Source organism: Haloterrigena turkmenica DSM 5511 (assembly GCF_000025325.1).
Classification (GTDB): Archaea; Halobacteriota; Halobacteria; order Halobacteriales; family Natrialbaceae; genus Haloterrigena; species Haloterrigena turkmenica.
In genome coordinates, this window is record NC_013744.1 from 590,594 (window position 1) to 608,775 (window position 18,182).

13 protein-coding genes and 1 pseudogene are annotated in these 18,182 nt (G+C 62.5%); 9 read left to right on the forward strand and 5 right to left on the reverse strand.

All coding sequences use genetic code 11. The features are described 5' to 3' along the window. Nucleotides 1-391 precede the first annotated feature (391 nt). The 4 genes and pseudogenes from HTUR_RS21185 (at nt 392) to HTUR_RS21200 (ending at nt 4,729) form a co-directional block, all read left to right on the forward strand. Complete coding sequence (locus HTUR_RS21185; RefSeq protein ID WP_226377526.1) at nt 392-1,204, forward strand: GDSL-type esterase/lipase family protein; 813 nt, start codon at nt 392-394, stop codon at nt 1,202-1,204. Between the two features lie 132 nt (nt 1,205-1,336). Continuing rightward, nucleotides 1,337-2,587: an RNA-guided endonuclease InsQ/TnpB family protein gene (locus tag HTUR_RS21190; protein WP_012945391.1), complete on the forward strand. Its 1,251-nt coding sequence runs from the start codon at nt 1,337-1,339 to the stop codon at nt 2,585-2,587. Nucleotides 2,588-2,646: 59 nt separating this feature from the next. Next, a pseudogene (locus HTUR_RS28145) lies at nt 2,647-2,961 on the forward strand (SGNH/GDSL hydrolase family protein); the annotation flags it as partial. A 1,339-nt stretch (nt 2,962-4,300) separates the two neighbouring features. Next, the gene (locus HTUR_RS21200) at nt 4,301-4,729 is read left to right on the forward strand and encodes a universal stress protein (protein ID WP_012945392.1); all 429 of its coding nucleotides are present in this window, start codon (nt 4,301-4,303) and stop codon (nt 4,727-4,729) included. Between the two features lie 373 nt (nt 4,730-5,102). Here HTUR_RS21200 and HTUR_RS21210 read toward each other — a convergent pair whose 3' ends face one another. Beyond that, a complete protein-coding gene (locus tag HTUR_RS21210; protein ID WP_012945393.1) occupies nt 5,103-7,361 on the reverse strand; it encodes an AAA domain-containing protein in 2,259 nt (752 codons plus the stop codon). A gap of 228 nt (nt 7,362-7,589) precedes the next feature. On the opposite strand from HTUR_RS21210, the gene HTUR_RS28490 reads away from it, so the two are divergent. Further along, complete coding sequence (locus HTUR_RS28490; protein WP_049941992.1) at nt 7,590-8,150, forward strand: plastocyanin/azurin family copper-binding protein; 561 nt, start codon at nt 7,590-7,592, stop codon at nt 8,148-8,150. A 539-nt stretch (nt 8,151-8,689) separates the two neighbouring features. On the opposite strand, the gene HTUR_RS21220 is transcribed toward HTUR_RS28490, so the two are convergent. Together HTUR_RS21220 and HTUR_RS21225 are read right to left on the reverse strand one after the other, a co-directional pair. After that, nucleotides 8,690-8,992 carry a hypothetical protein gene (locus HTUR_RS21220; protein ID WP_012945395.1) on the reverse strand — a complete coding sequence of 101 codons (303 nt, stop codon included), beginning with the start codon at nt 8,990-8,992 and terminating at the stop codon, nt 8,690-8,692. A gap of 493 nt (nt 8,993-9,485) precedes the next feature. Beyond that, nucleotides 9,486-9,950 (reverse strand): zinc ribbon domain-containing protein, encoded by a 465-nt coding sequence (locus HTUR_RS21225; RefSeq protein WP_012945396.1) that lies wholly within the window; start codon nt 9,948-9,950, stop codon nt 9,486-9,488. A gap of 208 nt (nt 9,951-10,158) precedes the next feature. Between HTUR_RS21225 and HTUR_RS21230 the strand changes: the two genes are divergently transcribed. Then, nucleotides 10,159-10,695 carry a YqaA family protein gene (locus HTUR_RS21230; protein WP_012945397.1) on the forward strand — a complete coding sequence of 179 codons (537 nt, stop codon included), beginning with the start codon at nt 10,159-10,161 and terminating at the stop codon, nt 10,693-10,695. A 102-nt stretch (nt 10,696-10,797) separates the two neighbouring features. Here the strand turns inward: HTUR_RS21230 and HTUR_RS21235 are convergent, their stop codons facing one another. Continuing rightward, the gene (locus HTUR_RS21235) at nt 10,798-11,409 is read right to left on the reverse strand and encodes a TetR/AcrR family transcriptional regulator (RefSeq protein WP_012945398.1); all 612 of its coding nucleotides are present in this window, start codon (nt 11,407-11,409) and stop codon (nt 10,798-10,800) included. Nucleotides 11,410-11,768: 359 nt separating this feature from the next. Between HTUR_RS21235 and HTUR_RS21240 the strand changes: the two genes are divergently transcribed. The 3 genes from HTUR_RS21240 to hemG all read left to right on the forward strand — a co-directional run bounded on the left by HTUR_RS21240 (nt 11,769) and on the right by hemG (nt 16,913). Continuing rightward, nucleotides 11,769-14,456, forward strand: a complete 2,688-nt coding sequence (locus tag HTUR_RS21240; RefSeq protein WP_012945399.1) for an efflux RND transporter permease subunit — start codon at nt 11,769-11,771, stop codon at nt 14,454-14,456. A 117-nt stretch (nt 14,457-14,573) separates the two neighbouring features. Next, on the forward strand, nt 14,574-15,635 hold the full coding sequence (gene hemH, locus HTUR_RS21245; RefSeq protein WP_012945400.1) for a ferrochelatase: 1,062 nt from the start codon (nt 14,574-14,576) through the stop codon (nt 15,633-15,635). A gap of 6 nt (nt 15,636-15,641) precedes the next feature. After that, complete coding sequence (gene hemG / locus HTUR_RS21250) at nt 15,642-16,913, forward strand: protoporphyrinogen oxidase (protein WP_012945401.1); 1,272 nt, start codon at nt 15,642-15,644, stop codon at nt 16,911-16,913. Between the two features lie 51 nt (nt 16,914-16,964). On the opposite strand, the gene hemE is transcribed toward hemG, so the two are convergent. After that, nucleotides 16,965-17,978 carry a uroporphyrinogen decarboxylase gene (gene hemE / locus HTUR_RS21255; protein ID WP_012945402.1) on the reverse strand — a complete coding sequence of 338 codons (1,014 nt, stop codon included), beginning with the start codon at nt 17,976-17,978 and terminating at the stop codon, nt 16,965-16,967. Nucleotides 17,979-18,182: the final 204 nt, after the last annotated feature.

Below are 18,182 nucleotides of genomic sequence, written 5' to 3' on the forward strand. Positions count from 1 at the left end.
GTCCGAGGCCGAGATCGGACCGCAGCGAGCGGTCTGCTGTGATGCTAGTCCGCGGACGCCGCAGACGCGTTCGACTGCTTTCTCAGCGTCGGTTCGTTCCCAGAAGTGTCTCCTAACGGTGACGCCCTGGAACAGGTAGGTGTCATATTACTAAGTATTGTTTGATTATAGTTTTGTGTGGAATGCTAGCGCAAAATAGCGGCCGACAGTGTGGGTGCGAACAATGACCGGGTCGACTCGACGCGAGACGTTGAAGTCGCTCGGTGCAGCTTCGGGGCTGATACTCGGCGGCACCGGCGCCAATGTTCTGACCAGTGATTCGCCGACGGACACCGAGAGACCACCGGAACGCTCCGGAGCTGAGTTCGTGGGAACGTGGATGGCGAGTCCGATGGCACCGAACGACGAGGGCCTCTCTCAGGAGGGCTTCGAGGACGAGACGCTCCGACTGATGATCCGGACGAGCGTCGGTGGGAACGGTGTCCGTATCCGCCTGTCCAACACGTTCGGTGACGAACCGGTCACGTTCGACCGGGCGTCCGTGGGGATACGGGCCGAGCCCGGTAGCGCTGCGATCGAACCGAGGACGCTTCGGCAACTGACGTTCGGCGGTGATGACGACGTGACGATCACGGCCGGGGGTCGCGTCTTGAGCGACCCGGTGGATCTGCACGTCGAGCCGGAGCAGGAGCTGGCGGTCAACCTCTACGCGGCGGCGCCGACGGGCCCGACGACCTTTCACCACCTCGAGACCAAGACGTCCTTCGTCGCGGAGAGCGGCGACCACACGGGCGAAACCGGCGCAGACGCGTTCACGACGGAAATCTCTCGGTGGTTCTACCTCGACGGGGTAGAGGTGGTCTCACCGGAAACGAGCGGCGCGATCGTCTGCCTGGGCGACTCGATCACCGACGGCTTCGAATCGACGTACGACGCCAACGCGACCTATCTCGACTTCCTCGCCGAGCGAATCAACGAGAGCGGGAGTCTACAGAAATCGGTGCTGAACGCCGGTATTTCCGCCAACCGCGTACTCAGCAGGGGTGCCGGCGAAAACGCTCTCGCCCGGTTCGATCGAGACGTCTTCGCTCAGACGGGCGTAACCGACGTGCACCTGTTGGATGGGATCAACGATATCGGGGCCGGAACGGGCGACGGATCCGAAACCGTGACCGCCGAGGAACTAATCGACGGCTATCTTTAATCAGCGAGAGAATCCCACCGTTCACGGTGGGCGTGAATCGCGTCACTGGACGACGCAATCCACCGTCGGTGGCAGGCGGGATATTTCACGATAATCCACTCCATTAAGTTGGATTGTCTACATACACTATGTATGGCCATCGAGGTCACTCGCACTTACGTTGGTCTCATCCAGAACCAGCGACAAGTCTGTGAGGACCTCGATTCGCTCGGAGACTCCGCCTCGAAAATCTGGAATGTTGCACGCTGGACAGCCGATCGCATCTGGGATGAAACCGGTGAAATTCCCGATGAAGGAACGCTGAAAGCGTGCATGAAGAACCAACCGTGCTGGAAAGATCTGAACGCACAATCCAGCCAGAAAGTCATCGAAGAACTTTCTGACGCTTTTCAGTCGTGGTTCGACTTGCGACAGACAGACGACGAGGCGAATCCGCCTGGCTACCGTAAACACGGCGATAACCGACCACGCAGCACGGTCACGTTCAAAGCAGACGGTTTCAAACACGATCCCGAGAACAATCGTGTCCGGCTGTCGAAGGGGTCAAACCTGAAAGAGAACTGGTCGGACTTCATCCTCTGCGAGTACCAAATCCGGTCAGATGTTGATCTCTCAGAAGTTACCCGCGTACAGAACGTTCGTGCCGTCTGGAACGGCGATGAATGGGAATTGCACTTCGTCTGTAAAGTCGAGGTTGAAACCAGTGACTCTGCGGGTGACGGCGTAGCGGGTATCGACCTTGGCATCACGAACATTGCTACGGTCGCATTCCCTGACGAGTACGTCCTGTACCCTGGCAACTCGATCAAAGAGGACAAGCACTACTTCACTCGAGTAGAGTACGACACCGAAGGCGAGAACGGCCCGTCCGAGACGTCGATATGGGCGCGTCGAAAACTCGCAGAACGGGAAATCCATTTCTACCACGTCCTCACGGACACCATCATCACCGAATGCATCGAACGCGGTGTTGGAACGCTGGCGGTGAGTTGGCCTGAAGACGTCCGTGACTCGGACTGGGGCAAAACTGGAAACAAGAAGTTGCACTCGTGGGCGTTCGACCGTATCTACCAGTATCTCGCGTACAAAGGCGAGATACGTGGCGTTGAGGTGCTGAAAGAAAACGAGTGGGACTCCTCGAAGACGTGCTCACGATGTGGCGACGAGACGGCGTCGAACCGTGTAGAGCGTGGCTTGTACGTCTGTTCATCGTGCGAGCTGGTGGCTAACGCCGACTGCAACGGGGCGGAGAATATGCGCCAGAAGATAACTCCGAGTCCTCACGGTGAGGATAGGAGTAACGGCTGTGTGGCACAGCCATCGACATACCTGTTCGACCGCGAGAGCGGGACGTTTCGCACGAGAGAACAGGTCGTGTCGTAAACCGACAAATATCCCACCTGCGGTACGGGAAGCCCCGGCGTTTACGCCGGGGAGGATGTCACCAGCAGCTCATCCGCAGGGCTCACCGCTATACACCTGAAGGCGAGGAGATCCGCCAGACGGTCAACGAGTTCATACGGACGAGCGACGCCTTCGACGGTGTCGTCGACTTCGACGAGGCCATTCGAGACCCTAACAATCCCGAGCGGATGCTCCCGAAGTACGATAGCGGCGATAACCTCCCGGGGGACGCGGGCTACGAGGCGATGGCCGAGGCGGTCGACCTCTCGCTGTTCCGGGGTCGCGGCCGAAACAGCGGAGAGGGACACGGCAAGAACGAGGCTCGGGGAGGGAATCTGGGCAGAGCAGACTAAGGCCACCACGCGAATCGGCTTGGCGGAGACCCCGCCGAGATAGTCGAGGCGGTCTCCGCTCTTGTGGCCTCTGAGCGTCGGCTGCTCGCAGGTCACAGCTACGGTGACTCGAGTCGGCAGCCACATGGGGAGCGACGGAACGCGGTGGACGTCGCCGACAGAAGCTGTCCGTTCGCCTCGTAGGACGAATCGAGCGGGTCAATTGTTTCGACGGAAGCAATGGTGGACGGGTTGTTCAGTGAAATCTCGAGGGGCGAAGCGATCGCGCTCACTTACCTGTCAGCCCGCACCCTTAACGGAGAAGGGTCGAATGAGTCTTTCGGCGGGAGAGGAGTACTGTCGTTGACGACAGCGCTCTCCGATCTGAGACATACGGACCCGCCGCTAATCGGGAGTAACCAACGTCAGAGGCCAATCTCGGTTCACCCCTACCCACCGATTGACACACCATCATTGTCAGGGGACTCCGACGCCGGACCCGACCGGCGTTTCTCGCGCTATGCGTTCCACCGAAAGCCGCGGGTAACGGCAGTGACGACAGCCGATCGCGACTGCCGCGACGATGCTTCCGACACCGTGTGCTGACGGGAGTGGCGTTCACTACGAAACGATCGACCCAGCCCTCACAGTGCGGACCGGACAACTGGCTGTCGACTGACTCCTCGAGTTCGCTGCCGATCCGGGAGCGATCGGCGAACTGCTCGAGAGCGGAACTGCGCTCAAATCGGCGCGAATCAAAAGTCCCAGCGGGCCGGGGCAGGCCCACGGTGGCTGACGACAAGATCGGGTGGGGAGATGGGATCGCTATGTCGCGTGGGAGAGGTACGCGACAGTGGATATGTTCGGCGCAAGGATTATCAACCCAGCCACGATTCCAACAGACTCGGAATCGGCGCTCTACGCCCTGTCACTCGCGGCCTCGACGCGGCTACCGATCTGTTGGAATCGTTGGCGAGCGATTTCTCCGAACGGAACCGCTCGACGAACGACGCTCGATCACGAGAGCGTCTCGTACAGTTCTCCATTCGGCGTTCTTTGCGGTCAGTTATCTGCCGGTACCTCGCTCCGCTCGGCTTTAGGGGGGATTCTCTCGCTGGTTAAAGATAGACCTGTACAGTATCTCGCCACCTATCTTTATTCTCCAGATAATAAAATAATTGGTATATTTATATTTTGATGGATGTGCGAAAAGGAAGTGATTGGGAAGTGACGGGTTCCGCTCCGACCTCGATGGTCATCCGTTTCGACCGTCTGTAAAACACTACAACCGCGCTACTACGAACCAGTCCCTTGCAACCAAACCCAAATTTATTTGCCTTCCAACATCTAGTGGTATCATATGACGATTGTTGCTTCAGTTGATGACGAGGAGAGATCGAAAACAGTAGTGAAGGAAGCGGCGACGTTAGCCGATCGCTTTGACGAACCGCTTCACGTCCTGTCCGTGTATGAAGAGTCGGAGCACAATCATCGCCTCAACGAGAAAATCGACGTCGATCAAAAGGCGACGGATGAGGACAGAAAAGAAATCGCTCGAACGGTCGCCGAACGGGCTTCCGAGGGGATTTCGCGGGAGCACGAAGTGATCGGACGGACGGGGAATCCAGCCGAAGAAATCCTGGAGTATGCAACCGAAGTAGATTCCCGATATCTCGTTCTGGGAGGACGGAAACGATCGCCAGTTGGCAAGGCGCTATTCGGAAGCGTCACCCAATCGATCCTTCTGGACGCGGACCGACCGGTAGTCGCGGTAATGGACAGCAACTGATCCGCTCTGCTGTTTGATCTCCTCAGACTGTCTGCTGGCTCACCGGAAGGCGTTCAACGGCTCGCGACCCCCCACTGAAATGCGAGTACCGGCGACGTCGGACCGGTGAACGTATCGGCGACCGTTTTCGGCTCACCCTCCGCTCGGAAGCGGAACGTCCCGCGTGACTGAAGGATCGGAGCGCGTGCGACGACCACCAAGATACCCCCGACGAGGACCGCCGGCAGCAGTGCGGTTCTCAGGTAGGTCGTCAGGAAACGATTTCCTGGCGAATAGTTATATTTATTGAAACTAACGCGATGGGAAAGGACCGGTACCTCGAGTACGAACGGCGCTCGAGGAGATGAGAAGGCGATCAGGGCGATCAGTATCGTCACTCGGGGGCCGGGATGAACTCCGGTTCGACCTGTCGCAACCGACCGGTGCTCTCGAGGAACGAGTGGAGGTCATCGTAGAGATCGGTCCCACTGCGGGTGCCGTCTCGCGGGCCCCGCAACGTGTACCAGTCGCCGACGATCGCGCAGAATCGCTCGGCGCGGGTCATCGCCACGTTCAACCGTCGCGGACCGTCGAGCGGACGGTCGAGGAAGCCGACCTCACCGTCGGCGTTGCTCCGAACCAGCGAGATCACGATCGCGACCTTCTCGCTGCCCTGGAAGGAATCGATCGTGTCTACGGTGACCTCGCGGCCGCGCTCGAGTCGAGTAGTCAGCTTCGTCCGAACCGCATCGACCTGCGCCGTGTACGGGGTGATGACGCCGATATCGGAGGCCTCGAGGCCGGCCTCGGTTCGGAGTTCGTCGACGACGTGCGCGACGAGGCGGGCCTCCGCGTCGTTGCGCTTCGAGTGATCGATCGTCTCCTCGCTGCCGCCGACATCGTAGCCGACGAGCGCCGGCTGGTCCTCGAGCGACGTGACGTCTCGGCCCTGTCGCAGCGCCCGGTCGTAGAAGCGCCGATTCGAGAACCAGGCGATATCGCGGTGCATGCGGTACTGCGTCCGCAGCTGGACGCCGACGCCCTCGTAGACGCCGCCGTCGGCGTAGAGGTGCTCGAACAGCGACATCCCTGCCGCCGACTCCGGCGGGTCCTCGGTCGCGCTGAACGGTGGCAGCTGCTTGTGATCCCCCGCGAGGACGACCTTGTTCGCCCTCGCCAGCGGGATACAGGAGGCGGTACACGTCGCCTGGGTCGCCTCGTCGAGGACGAGCACGTCGAACTCCCGGTCGAGGGTGGCCGCGCTGCTGTTCGTCGCGGCGACGACGTCGGCGCGGCCGTCGCAGGTCGCGTACCGTTCGCTGACCACGTCGTTCGACGAGTTGCCGGCGTTGACCCGTCGGAGGACGAACTCGTCGGCGCCGTGCTGTGCGTAGGCATGGAGCGACCGTTCGTCGGCCGTCGCCGCCGTGCTCGAGCCGGCGACGAGGTTGTCGACCGCCTGGTTCGAGTCGGCGCAGACGAGGACGTCGTCACCGGCCTCGACGGAGCGCCTGACGACCTCGACGAGCGTTCGCGTCTTCCCGGTGCCCGGCGGTCCGTGGATGCAAAACAGGTGGTCGGCGAGGAGCGCACAGGAGACCGCGAGCTCCTGTTCCTGGTTCAGTTCGACGTCCTGCTGGCTGCTCTTGACCCCGGCGGTGTCGCCGAAGGTGACCGCCGTCTCCCCCGTCAGGAGCGCGCGGTGATCGTCGCGCTCACGAACGCGCGCGATCGCCTCGAGTTCGCGGTCGTAGGGAACGGGATTCAACAGCAGGGTCATTGCGAATCCGCGTCGCTTCTGTCGGAGGTAGCCGCCGACGGTCGACCGATCCTCGATGGCGTGCCAGTCGACGGCCAGTCTCACGGTCCGTCCCTCGATCGAATCGACCGTCGCCGCGATCGGGAACGCCTCGGGCGCGTGCTCCGCGCTCGGGGGAACGAGTCGGACCTCGTTCCCCTCGAAGATGCCGAACTCGCGCTGGACGTACCGATACCGGTCCTGCGACCGATCGTCGCCGTCGTCGTCGTCGATCCTGAACCGATAGATCCCGTCTTCCGGGTGGCCCAGCGACGAGAGCGAGGGAATGGCGCCGAACCCTCGCCTGTGGAGTTCTTCGGGCGTCGAACCGGCCGCCTTCTCTCTGTTCACGTCGCGTTGGGCTTCCATCTCCGCTCGGACGAACGACTCGAGTTCGTCGAAGAAGGAGGCCGCGTCGTCGTCGGAGAGCGGCTGTCGAGGGGGCTCGCGTTCGGCGATCGGCGAGTCGAAGTACGACGGCGGATCGTCGGGCGCGTAATCGGAGTGCCAGAACCGCACTCGTCCGGCCAGCGTCGACTCGACGAAGGCGTCCCGGTCGATCGACTCGTAGTCGTCACCGCCGTCGTAGACGAAGATCTCGCCGTGGAGCGCGTGATCGGTAAAAGCGATATACTCGCCCGTCAGCGCGGCGCTGTCGGATTCGTGAAGCGGAATCACGATCCAGTCGTCCTTTTCGGGATGGTCGAGTCGGTCGTGGTGGCTCGCGTACTCGACGATGCCGTCGATCGGGACGGGCTCGTCACGCGTCGCCTCGAGGTCACCGTCCGCCGGCGGATAGAGCGTCGCAGTCGAGAGATCGAAGTCGCCGATCGCGCTCTCGAAGAGGAGGGACATATCGATCCGGTCGCAGCACTCGCTCCTAAATCTTCTCATTGAATTGGTATGTGGGTCGAACTGAAACGGATATCGGTGATCCGGCAGTTGACAGAGATTCCGTTATTACCCGTTCAGCGCGCGCGTATCTCCCCTGATGAAGCCCATGCAATAGACGGGCTACTGACTATTGGTTCTGACTTCAAAGCTGAGACGATGACACGAGATGAACGGTTCTCACGCCGACGGATGCTCGAGTTGACTGGTGTCGCGGCATCGACAGCGTTCCTCGCAGGCTGTGGCGGTGGCGGCGGTGGTAACGGCGGTGGTAACGGTGGCGGTAACGGCGGCGGCGGTAGCGACGGTTTCGAGATCGATCCCGGGACGACCGTCGAGTTTAGCGGTCAGACGACCGAGTGGGAGGGGCTCGCTCCGTCGTCGATCGAGGGCGAATCGAACCCGACGCTGATTTTGCAGGAGGGTGAAGACTACACGATCGGGTGGACCGAGGGCGACGGTGCGGAACACAACATCGAGATTTGGGACGAAAATGGCGAAATCGTTGACGATCTGTCGACGGAGATCGTTAGCGAACCGGACGAAGAGCAGATGTTAGAGATCACGGCGAGCAGTGAGATGGCCCAGTACGTTTGCCAGCCCCACTCGTCGAACATGGTCGGCGATCTCCAGATCGGAGGTGGCGGTGGAAACGGCGGCAACGAGACCGAGGGTAACGAGACTGGTGGTAACGAGACCGGTGGTAACGAGACCGGCGGTAACGAGAGCGGCGACAACGAAAGCAGCGAGTAATCAGTCGCTCTCGATCCGGGGCCGGTTTGTCGTGAGACGACTATCGCGATTCGCAACCGCGTATAGCGTCCGTGTGACGAGGCTGCAGTCCGAGAGCGAAAACCCTTGATCGCTGTGATCGGGAAGCCGGGGTACGGTATGATGGCACGAGCGGCGGCGGCTGTCTCGTGGACCCCGGCAGAATTCGTATCCCGCTATTTCCAATAGTGGTATCGCTTGCAATGGCACCCCCTTTCAACGAACTATTCACGTATTCTCTGTCGGAGTCCTCCTACGGCTAACGCCGTGGGCCTCTTCCTCGTATGCACGTGAGAACCGCTAGCCGCCTCCGGAGTGCTGAATTGCAGGATGGGTAGATCGACCGCTATACCAATCGGTCGGTTTTGCTCTTTGGCGTGAGGGGTCGGAGGGATGACGTCTCTTCTCTACTACCAATAGATAGTAGCGCGATTTCGCTATTCGGTTCGAGATGTGGAAATGAATCTAGGGGTTCTGTTGCGGGCCTGTTCCACAGGCAGTTCGAATAGCGAAACTGTCCATTACAGGTAGACACCAAACATAGCCAATATGCCCGTTAGGAGGAAGTAGACGAAGCAAACACCGAAGAATCCCACTACTGCCAGGATCATGACCGTCCGGAGGTCTGAAGTCCAAGAATCTGTAGAGTTTTCATCCCTCCTTTCCATTCCGACTCCACTGTCTCTATATCCCATCGACTGGAGGACTGACTCCGCAGAATCCGGAGAATCTCGGTCCGTGCTTTCAATTCCAGTCACATCCATGCCTCCTATTCCACCGCCACTCATTCCACCGCTGTCCATTCCGCCGCCATCTCCGTCCATATCCTCTCCAAATGTATCTTCAGTAATAGGTTTTCTCCCTTGTTATGTCTCTCCCGTCTTCAAAATGACCCGATATGTGCTCTGAATTTGGCACCCTGTATTCAGCCCACTATCCCTGACAGAAACCGGATAGCCACGATTCGGAGCGTTAGATTCCTCATCTACACCGACGGAAATTTCCACTCTCAAACTGAATAAAGAAACCGTGCTACCAACTACTGGTACGGAAGATGTTGCCTCTGACGTGCTCACACCGGTTCTGATACCGTCCGATCAAACAGAGAGACGATCACCCTCGTCGTGCAACCCATCGTCCGCCTTGAAACGCTCTCTACGGCCCTTCCGACCGGCCGCCAATTTGACTAAGGTTCTTAGATATGAATCTGAGATATGTATTATAGATTTGAACCTGTGAACATGTGGCTCCCTAAGAGGACCGTCTAACGGGACGGGAAAATGTCGAGGCGTGCGACGAACAGCGAACGGCGACTCCCTATCGATCGGTCGATCCCTCGAGTCTGTCGCCACTGCCGTCGACGTCGACCGCTCTCGTACACCAGTGACAGAACTCGAGGTCCGGATCGAGTTCGTTGCCACAGTGGGGACAGGCAATCGTGCCGTCGTCGGCCGTCTCTGCGTTGATCGCCGCCGCGTCGGTCGTCGTTGGCGGGCGACGCTGCGCGTTCTGGGCGCGAGCGAGCAGATACGCGTCGACGGCGCTCAACCCGATGACGACGTACATCGGCGACACCGCCAGCATCGTCTCGAGGGTCGCAGTCCCGGCTAGCAGCGACTCGACCGCCGCCGGGTCGACGAACAGGGCGGACACGGCGACTGACGCGGCGAACCAGCCGAGCGCGCGACGCCAGCGCCGAAGATACAGGTGACCGAATCCGGTGAGGATTGCCGCCAGCAGCGCTGCGAGCCACGGCCGTTTCTGCGATACTGGTCGAACCATATCCTGACTAACCGTTCAGTAAGTAAAAGTCTTGGCGAACCCGCCGCGCCTCGCCACGGAGCCTCTTGGTGGGTGCGGGCATCGGACTTGAGCGCTCCTGTCGCGAATTGCCACGTGCGACTCGGTACCGGCCGAACGGACATTTTAATACGATATACACGCAAACCGAACGCTTACCCGACCGGACGCCGACATTCCAACCGACGTAATGGTTGAAACCGCGATCGCCGCTGTTGCCGGAGGCCTCGAGGCCATCGTCGAGACAGCGACGGGCTGGCCCGGGATGGGCGTTGTCTTCGTTTACTCGTTTCTGATCGCGTTCGTGCTCCCCGGCCCGAGCGAGATCGTGCTGGTCGCACCGCTCGATCTCGGGCTACCCTCGTGGGCAGAGCTCTCGAGTATCATGCTCGTGAGCGCGATCGGCAAAGCCGCCGGAAGCGTGCTGGCGTTTCATATCGGTCAGGAGGTCAAGCAGGCCGGACCGATAACGCGATGGTTGCGTCAGTCGCGATGGGACGTTCTGAAGTGGTCGGAGAAGCGCTCCGTCCGGCTCGCACAGCAGTACGGGTACGGTGGGATGACGGTGGCCCTGTGCGTGCCGTTCTTTCCCGATACGATCTCGATCTACGCGTTCGCCGTCCTCGAAACGGACTACGTGCGGTTCGCCGTCGCGACGTTTCTCGGGAGCCTCGGGCGGCTCCTCGTCACGGCCGGCGTCTTCGGCGGACTCGTGACGGTGTTTTGAACCCGATCGAACCGCCGAACTTGCGCGATCGCGACCGGCGCGTTGTCGTTCGGACGCACCGAGACGATGTGACCTGTGCGGTGGCCGGTTAGCGCCGCCGGCTCACTCTTCGACGAGGAGGTACTCCCGAACATAGCGCTCGAAGGCGGCGCGGCTGTCCTCGAGGACCTCCTCGTCGTTGTTGGTGACGCGAAGCACCATCGTTCCGAGGAAGACGTTCTGGAAGAGCGCCGCCGTTTGCTGGGGGTCGACCTCCTGGAACACGCCCTGTTCGATCCCCGACCGGATCGTATGTGCGATGTGTTTTCGAATGAAGCGATCGCTCCGGGAGAAATACTCCCGATAATCGTCGTCGTGGGCCGCCTGCGACCGAAGTTCGACGACCGCCTGCGTGAACTCGGTCGACGTCGCGGCGTCACCGAAGCCGAACGTTTGGTCAACGATTTCCTCGATGTGATCGTCCACGCCCCCATCCTGGTACGCGGGGATCTGGCCCTCGATCTCGTCCAGCATGAACTCGAGGAAATCGAGGAGGAGTTCGTCCTTGCTATCGTAGTGGTGGTACAGCAGCGACTTGCTCTTCGAGAACTCGTCGCCGATCCGCTGGATCGTGAGATCACTGTATCCGTGTTTACAGAGTGCGGCGTACGTCGCGCTCATGATAGCGCCGCGAGTACCTCCCGGATTCTCGAGGAATTGCGGAAGCTCCGTCATCGTCCTCGCGTCCCGTCCTTCCCGTGCGTTTCGACGGCGGTCTGACGTCGGTTCCGGGTCGATTCCGTAGTTCCCACCATGCTGACTGCCGGATACGACTACCAGCTATAAAAATCGATTGAACGGTCAGTCCAGACGGGTCGAGACGAATTTCTCTCAGACCCCTCTGCCGGGACGAAATAGCCGAGGAGAAAAAGGCATATAAGTGCTGATTGAATATTCAGTCAACACATGACAGCGAAACCGAAACGAACGGCCGGGATCACGACCGCTACCGGTCGGATCCGGGGGCGCTCCTCGCTCAGTAGCGAGTCGAGCGTACCGAACGAGGACGGAATACGAGGAGGTCTATCCGCCACATGAGTTGGATCGACGCGGTCTCCGATGCGGTCGCGGACTACAGTCGGCCCGTGATCGCCGTCATGCTCGTGCTCACGCTCGTCGTGGGTGCGGGCGCCGGAATGGTCGAGCAGTCCTCCGACCTCGATGCGTTCCAGAGCGACAGCGAGGAAGCGCAGAAGATGGAGTACATCGAGGAGAACTTCTCGACGGGCCAGGAGAACACGTCGGCCGCGCAAGTGATCGTCAGGGGCGAGAACGTCCTCACGCAGGAGGCAATGGTCGAGAATCTCCGGTTGCAACAGTCGTTCCGCGAGAACGAGACGATCAACCGGACGCTCGCCGACGAACGGCCGACGGTCGGCGTGGCGAACCTCGTCGCGCTCGCGTCGCTGTCCGAGGGTCAGCAGGCGGCACAAGCGAACGAGTCCGGTCAGCAACGGGTCGCACAGGAGGACAACGCCGGCCAGCAACAGGATGCACAGGCGAGCGCCGCGTCGCCGACGCTGCAACAGCAGATCGACGCCCTCGAGTCGATGAACGAGACGGAGTACGAACGGGCGCTCGGCGCCGTACTGAGCGAGGAGTCGTCGGGCGAGATGAGCGGACTGGCGTTCATGCCGACGAGCTACGAGCCCGGCTCCTCGAGCGCGAACGCGACGATGCTGTTGGTCACCCACCAGTCCGGCGGTGGCGGCGGTCAGGACGGGATGTCCAGCGAACTCGCCGACGCGCAACTGGCCATGCAGTCCATCGCGAACGAGGATGTCGAGGGCGAGGACTCCGAGGTCATCGTCTTCGGGAGCGGGATCATGGGCGAGGAGATCGAGAATTCGATGGGCGACAGCATCGCGATCGTCGGTCCTCTCGCGCTGCTGTTCGTCGTCGTCGCCTTGCTGGTCGCGTACCGCGATCTGCTCGATATCTTCCTCGGTCTGGTCGGTATCGGTGCCGTTCTCCTCTGGACGTTCGGGTTCATGGGCTGGGCGGGGATCGACTTCAACCAGATGTTCATCGCGGTGCCCGTCTTACTGATCGGGCTCTCGATCGACTACGCGATCCACATCTTCATGCGCCACCGCGAGCAGCGTCAGGCTGGCGGTGCGTACGGTGACGACGATACGCGCGGATCGATGCGGATTGCCCTGGCCGGCGTCGGCGTGGCGCTCGTACTCGTAACCGCGACGACGGCCATCGGCTTCCTCTCGAATCTCACGAGTCCGATCCCGCCGATACAGGAGTTCGGAATCGTGAGTGCGGTCGGGATTACGGCCGCCCTGCTCGTCTTCGGCATTCTGGTTCCGGCGCTCAAAATCGAACTCGACGAGTTCCTCGAGTCGCGCGGCATCGATCGGAAAAAGCGCGCGTTCGGGACGGGCGGCGGCCGATTCAGCCAGCTCCTGTCGGTCGGATCGACGGCGGCGCGACGGATGCCGCTCGTCATCATCCTCGTCGCGGTTCTCGTGAGCGCCGGCGGCGCGTACGGCGCGGCACAGGTCGACACCAGCTTCAACCAAGAGGACTTCATCGCGGAGGATCCGCCGGAGTGGACGGACAACCTTCCCGGTCCGATGGAGCCGGGCGACTACTCGATGAAGGAGAACCTCGAGTTCGTCAACCAGAACTTCGCCCGGGAGGACTCCCAGGCGCAGCTCCTCGTCGAGGGTAACGTAACTGATCCGGAGACGTTACGGCGACTCGAGGCGGCCGAACGCGAGGCCGCCGAGAGCGACGTCGCAATCACGCTCTCGAGCGGCGAGGCCGACCTCGAGAGTCCGCTGCGGACGATGCGCCAGACTGCGGAGCAGAACGAATCGTTCAACGCGACGTTCGCCGCGGCCGACACCGACGGCGACGGCGTGCCCGATCGGAACGTCGACCAGGTCTACGACGAACTGTTCGCCACCGCGCCCGACGAGGCGGCTAGCGTCATCCATCGGACCGACGAAGGGGACTACGAGGCCGTTCGGATGGTCGTCTCGACGAGCGGCGCCGCGTCCATGAGCGACGTCACGGACGAGATGCGAACGATAGCGGACGGGATCAGCGGAAACGGACTCGAGGCCACCGCGACCGGACAGACGATCACGTTCGACATCGTCCAAGACCAGCTGATGGACACGGTCATCGAGAGCCTGCTGATCACGCTCGTGGCCGTCTTCGCCTTCCTGATGGTCGCCTACCGGATCACGAAGGGCAGCGCAACCCTCGGGGCGGTGACGCTTCTCCCGGTCGTGTTCAGCGTTTCGTGGATCCTCGGGACGATGTATTTGCTCGAGATCCCGTTCAACGTCATGACGGGGATGATCACGAGCCTCACCGTCGGCCTCGGGGTCGCCTACAGCATCCACATCAGCGAGCGCTACAGTCTGGAACTGGAGCGCACCGGCTCGGTCTGGGAGGCGATGTCCCGGACGGTCACCGGCACAGGCGGCGCGCTGTTGGGCAGCGCGGCGACGACCGTCGGCGGGTTCGGTGTCCTCGCCTTCGCCATCCTCCCGCCGCTCCAGCAGTTCGGAATCATCACCGGGCTGACGATCACGTACGCGTTCCTCGCCAGCGTGATCGTCCTCCCGTCGCTGCTGGTGCTGTGGACGCGGTATCTCGGCCCCGACGTTTCCTTCGGCTCGACGAGTAGTTCACCCGCGCCCACGGCCAGCGACGGCGGGCGACCGGCCGACCAGCCGGAAGAAAGAACCGACGACTAATCCGGCGGGTTCCCACCCCTCTCCCCGTCGCGGTAGCGGGGACGGTATCTGCGGGAGAAATTCGCGCGTGCGACGCGTATCGATATCTTTGAACCGCTCGAGTACCTGGATCTGACTATGAGCACCGGTATCGCTGTTCTCAACTTCGGTGAACCGTCGGAACCGGACCGAGACGCCGTCGTCGACTACCTCGAGCGGATCTTCCTCGCGAACATGGAAATCGAGGGCGAGACGACGCCCGAGGCGGCGCGCGAACGAGCGCGCTCGCTGGCGGAGCGTCGCGTCCCCGCGTTGATCGAGGAGTACGAAGCGATCGGCGGATCGCCGCTGAACGCGCACGCCGAAACGCAGGCGGAGCGACTCGAGTCCGAACTCGTCGCCCGCGGCCACGACGTGACGACCTACAACGGGTTCCAGTTCACCGAGCCGTTCGTCGAGGACGCGGCGACCGCCGCGGCCGAAGACGAGGTGTCGAACCTCATCGGATTGCCACTCTACCCCCTCTGCGGGCCGTCGACGACGGTGCAGGCCCTCGAGGACCTCTCGGCCGGCGTCGACGATCTCGACTGGTCGCCGGAGTACCACGAGATCACCGGCTGGCACACGCACTCGGCGTATCTGCGGCTGCGCGCCGACGCGATTCGTGACACGCTCGAGCAAAACGGCCTCGAGTTGGGGACGGAGACGCGACTCGTCTTCTCGGCCCACGGCACGCCGCAGTACTACCTCGAGGAGGGGAGCCGATACGCGCAGTACGTCGACGAGTACGCGGAGATCGTCAACCGAATGCTCGGCGACCCCGGCTACGAACTCGGCTACCAGAACCACGAGAACCGCGACGTCGCGTGGACGGAGCCGGACGTCGAATCCGTCGTCGAAGACCTCGACGCCGAGCGCGTCGTCGTCGACCCCGTCAGTTTCATGCACGAGCAAAGCGAGACGCTCTCCGAACTCGACCTCGAACTCCGCGAGGAAGCCGAGGAGCGGGGGCTCGGGTTCTTCCGCGTCCCGGTTCCCTACGACGACGACCGCTTCATCGAACTCCTGGCGGACCTCGTCGAGCCGTTTGTCGCCGACTTCGATCCGGAATACTACGGCTTCCAGTCGTGTACGTGCCGGGACAGTCCGAACGCGATGTGTCTCAACGCCCGTCGGAACGAGCCGGCGCGAGACGAGTGAGACAGGATGCGTATCGGAATCGTCGGAGCGGGGATGACGGGACTCGCGCTCACGCACGCGCTCGCCGAGCGCGGCGTCGACAGTGTCACCTACGAAGCCACCGGCGAACCCGGCGGTGTCATCGACTCTCGCGTCGTCGACGGACGCGTCATCGAAGTCGGCCCGCAGCGCCTGCGGCTCAGCGAGCCGGTCGCGGAGTTAGTCGATTCGGTCGGCTTACGACGGGAGCTCGTCGCGGCCGACGACTCGCTCCCGTTGTACGTCTACAGCCGCGGGGCGCTTCGGCGCGTTCCGCGGTCGGCGACCGCGTTCCTCAAGACGGACCTCCTCTCGCCGACCGCGAAGCTTCGCGTTCTCGCGGAGCCGTTGACCGGGGACGCGAAGCCGGACGAATCCATCGCGGAGGTGTTCACGCGAAAGTTCGGACGGGAGGCCTACGAGAACCTCGCCGGGCCGATCGTCGGCGGCACGTTCGGCTCCGACCCGGCCGAGATGCCCGCGCGGCACGCGCTCGAGTCGCTGTTCGAACTCGAGCAGCGACACGGAAACCTGCTCGTGCCCGCCGCCAAACGGCTCCTCGGCTCGAGCGAGTCGCCCCCGCCGGTCTCGTTCGAGCGCGGATTGCAACGGCTCCCGCGGGCGCTCGCGGACGCACACGACGACCGGGTCCGGTTCGAAACGCCGATCCGATCGATCCGCGAGGCGGGAGACGAGGTCGTCGTCACGGGAGTCGACGGCGACGTCGAGCGATTCGATCACGTCGTCGTAACGACGCCCGCGGGCGAGACTGCCGACCTGCTCCGAGAGACTGTTCCGGAGGCGGCTGCTCTCGAGGAACTCACCTACAATCCGCTCGCGCTCGTGCACCTCGTCTCCGACGCCGGCGCGAACGGGTTCGGCTACCAGGTTCGACGCGACGAACCGCTGCGGACCCTCGGCGTGTCCTGGAACGCGAGCCTGTTCGACCGCGACGGCGTCTACACGGCCTTCCTCGGGGGGATGAACGACGCAGAACTCTGCGACAGGGCGGACGAAGCAATCGGCCGGATCGCGGCTCGAGAGTTCGAGCGCGTCCTCGGCGCCGAGGCCGACGTGTTGCACGTCGAGACGCTCTCCTCGGCGTTTCCGGCCTATGATTCGTCGTGGAGCGCGCTCGACCGCGTCGACCTCCCCGAGCGGATCCACCTCGCGACGAACTACACGTCACGAATGGGGATTCCCTCGCGCGTTCGGGAGGCGAACAGTCTCGCGGAGACGTTCGCCGACGAAGCCAGCTAGGGCCGCCCGAACTCGGGTGACCTCACCGTCTCCGATCGGGAACGGACCGAGCTACTCCCACTCCCAGTTTTTCGCGGTTTCGACGAACGCCGCGACCGACTCGATCGGCGTCTCCTTGCCGACGCCGTGCCCGAGGTTGCAGACGTACCCGCGCGGTCCGGCGGCCTCGATCATCCGTGCAGTTCGATCTCGAACCGTTTCGGGATCGGCAAACAGCAGCGTCGGATCGAGGTTGCCCTGCACCGGCGTCGTCCCGAGCTCCTCGCGCGCATGCTCCATATCGACGGTCCAGTCCAGCGAGACGGCGTCGGCGCCGCCGGTTCGCAACTGTTCGAGCCGACCGCCCATCCCGCGGACGAACAGTATCGTCGGCGCGTCGATCGCGGAGAGGATCTTGCGGTGCAGCGGGCGCACGTACTCCTCGTAGTCCGCCGGCGGGAGGACGCTCGCGTAGGTGTCGAACAGCTGGACGACGTCCGCGCCGTGGTCGACCTGCAGTCGGAGGTACTCCGCGACGACGTCCGCGAACCGCTCGAGCAGCTCCTCGAACGCGGCCGGCTGCTCGGCGCGGAACCGGCGGATCGCCCCGTTCTGGTGGTCGGCACCGCCGGCCACGGCGTACGACGCGAGCGTGAACGGCCCACCGGCGAATCCGATGACGGCGTCCGTCTCGGCGACCGACGCGGACAACCGATCGAGCAGGTCGTAGACGAAGTCGAGTTCGGTCTCGACGTCGCGGTGGTCCGCCGGAACGTCGTCGGGCCCCTCGACCGGATTCGGGATGACCGGACCGACGCCGGACTCGATGCGGTAGTCGAAGCCGAGGGGCTCGAGACACGTGAGAATATCCGAGAACATCACGACGCCGTCGACGCCGTACCGCTCGTAGGGTTGCAAGGTGATCGTTTCCGCGATGTCCGGCGTTTCGATGGCCTCGCGAAACGAGTGCTCGCTTCGAAGCTCCCGGTACTCCGGGAGGTGCCGTCCGGCCTGGCGCATCAGCCAGACCGGCGGCCGTTCGGTGCGTTCGCCCCGCGCCGCTCGAACGAGCAGTGGTGTGGTCATACTCGGACGTCGCCCACCGAGTAAAGAGTAGTTTCGGTTGCCATCCGCCGGTTCCAAGAGTGTCGTCGCCGTCTCGCTCCGCGTCGACTACGGGCGACGATCCGTCGCGTGGTACGTGCCAACGAGCCGTCAGTACGGCGACCGCGCCGGGTCGTTACCGCGACAGGCCCCGTCGATCTCCCACCGACAGATCCGGTCAATGCT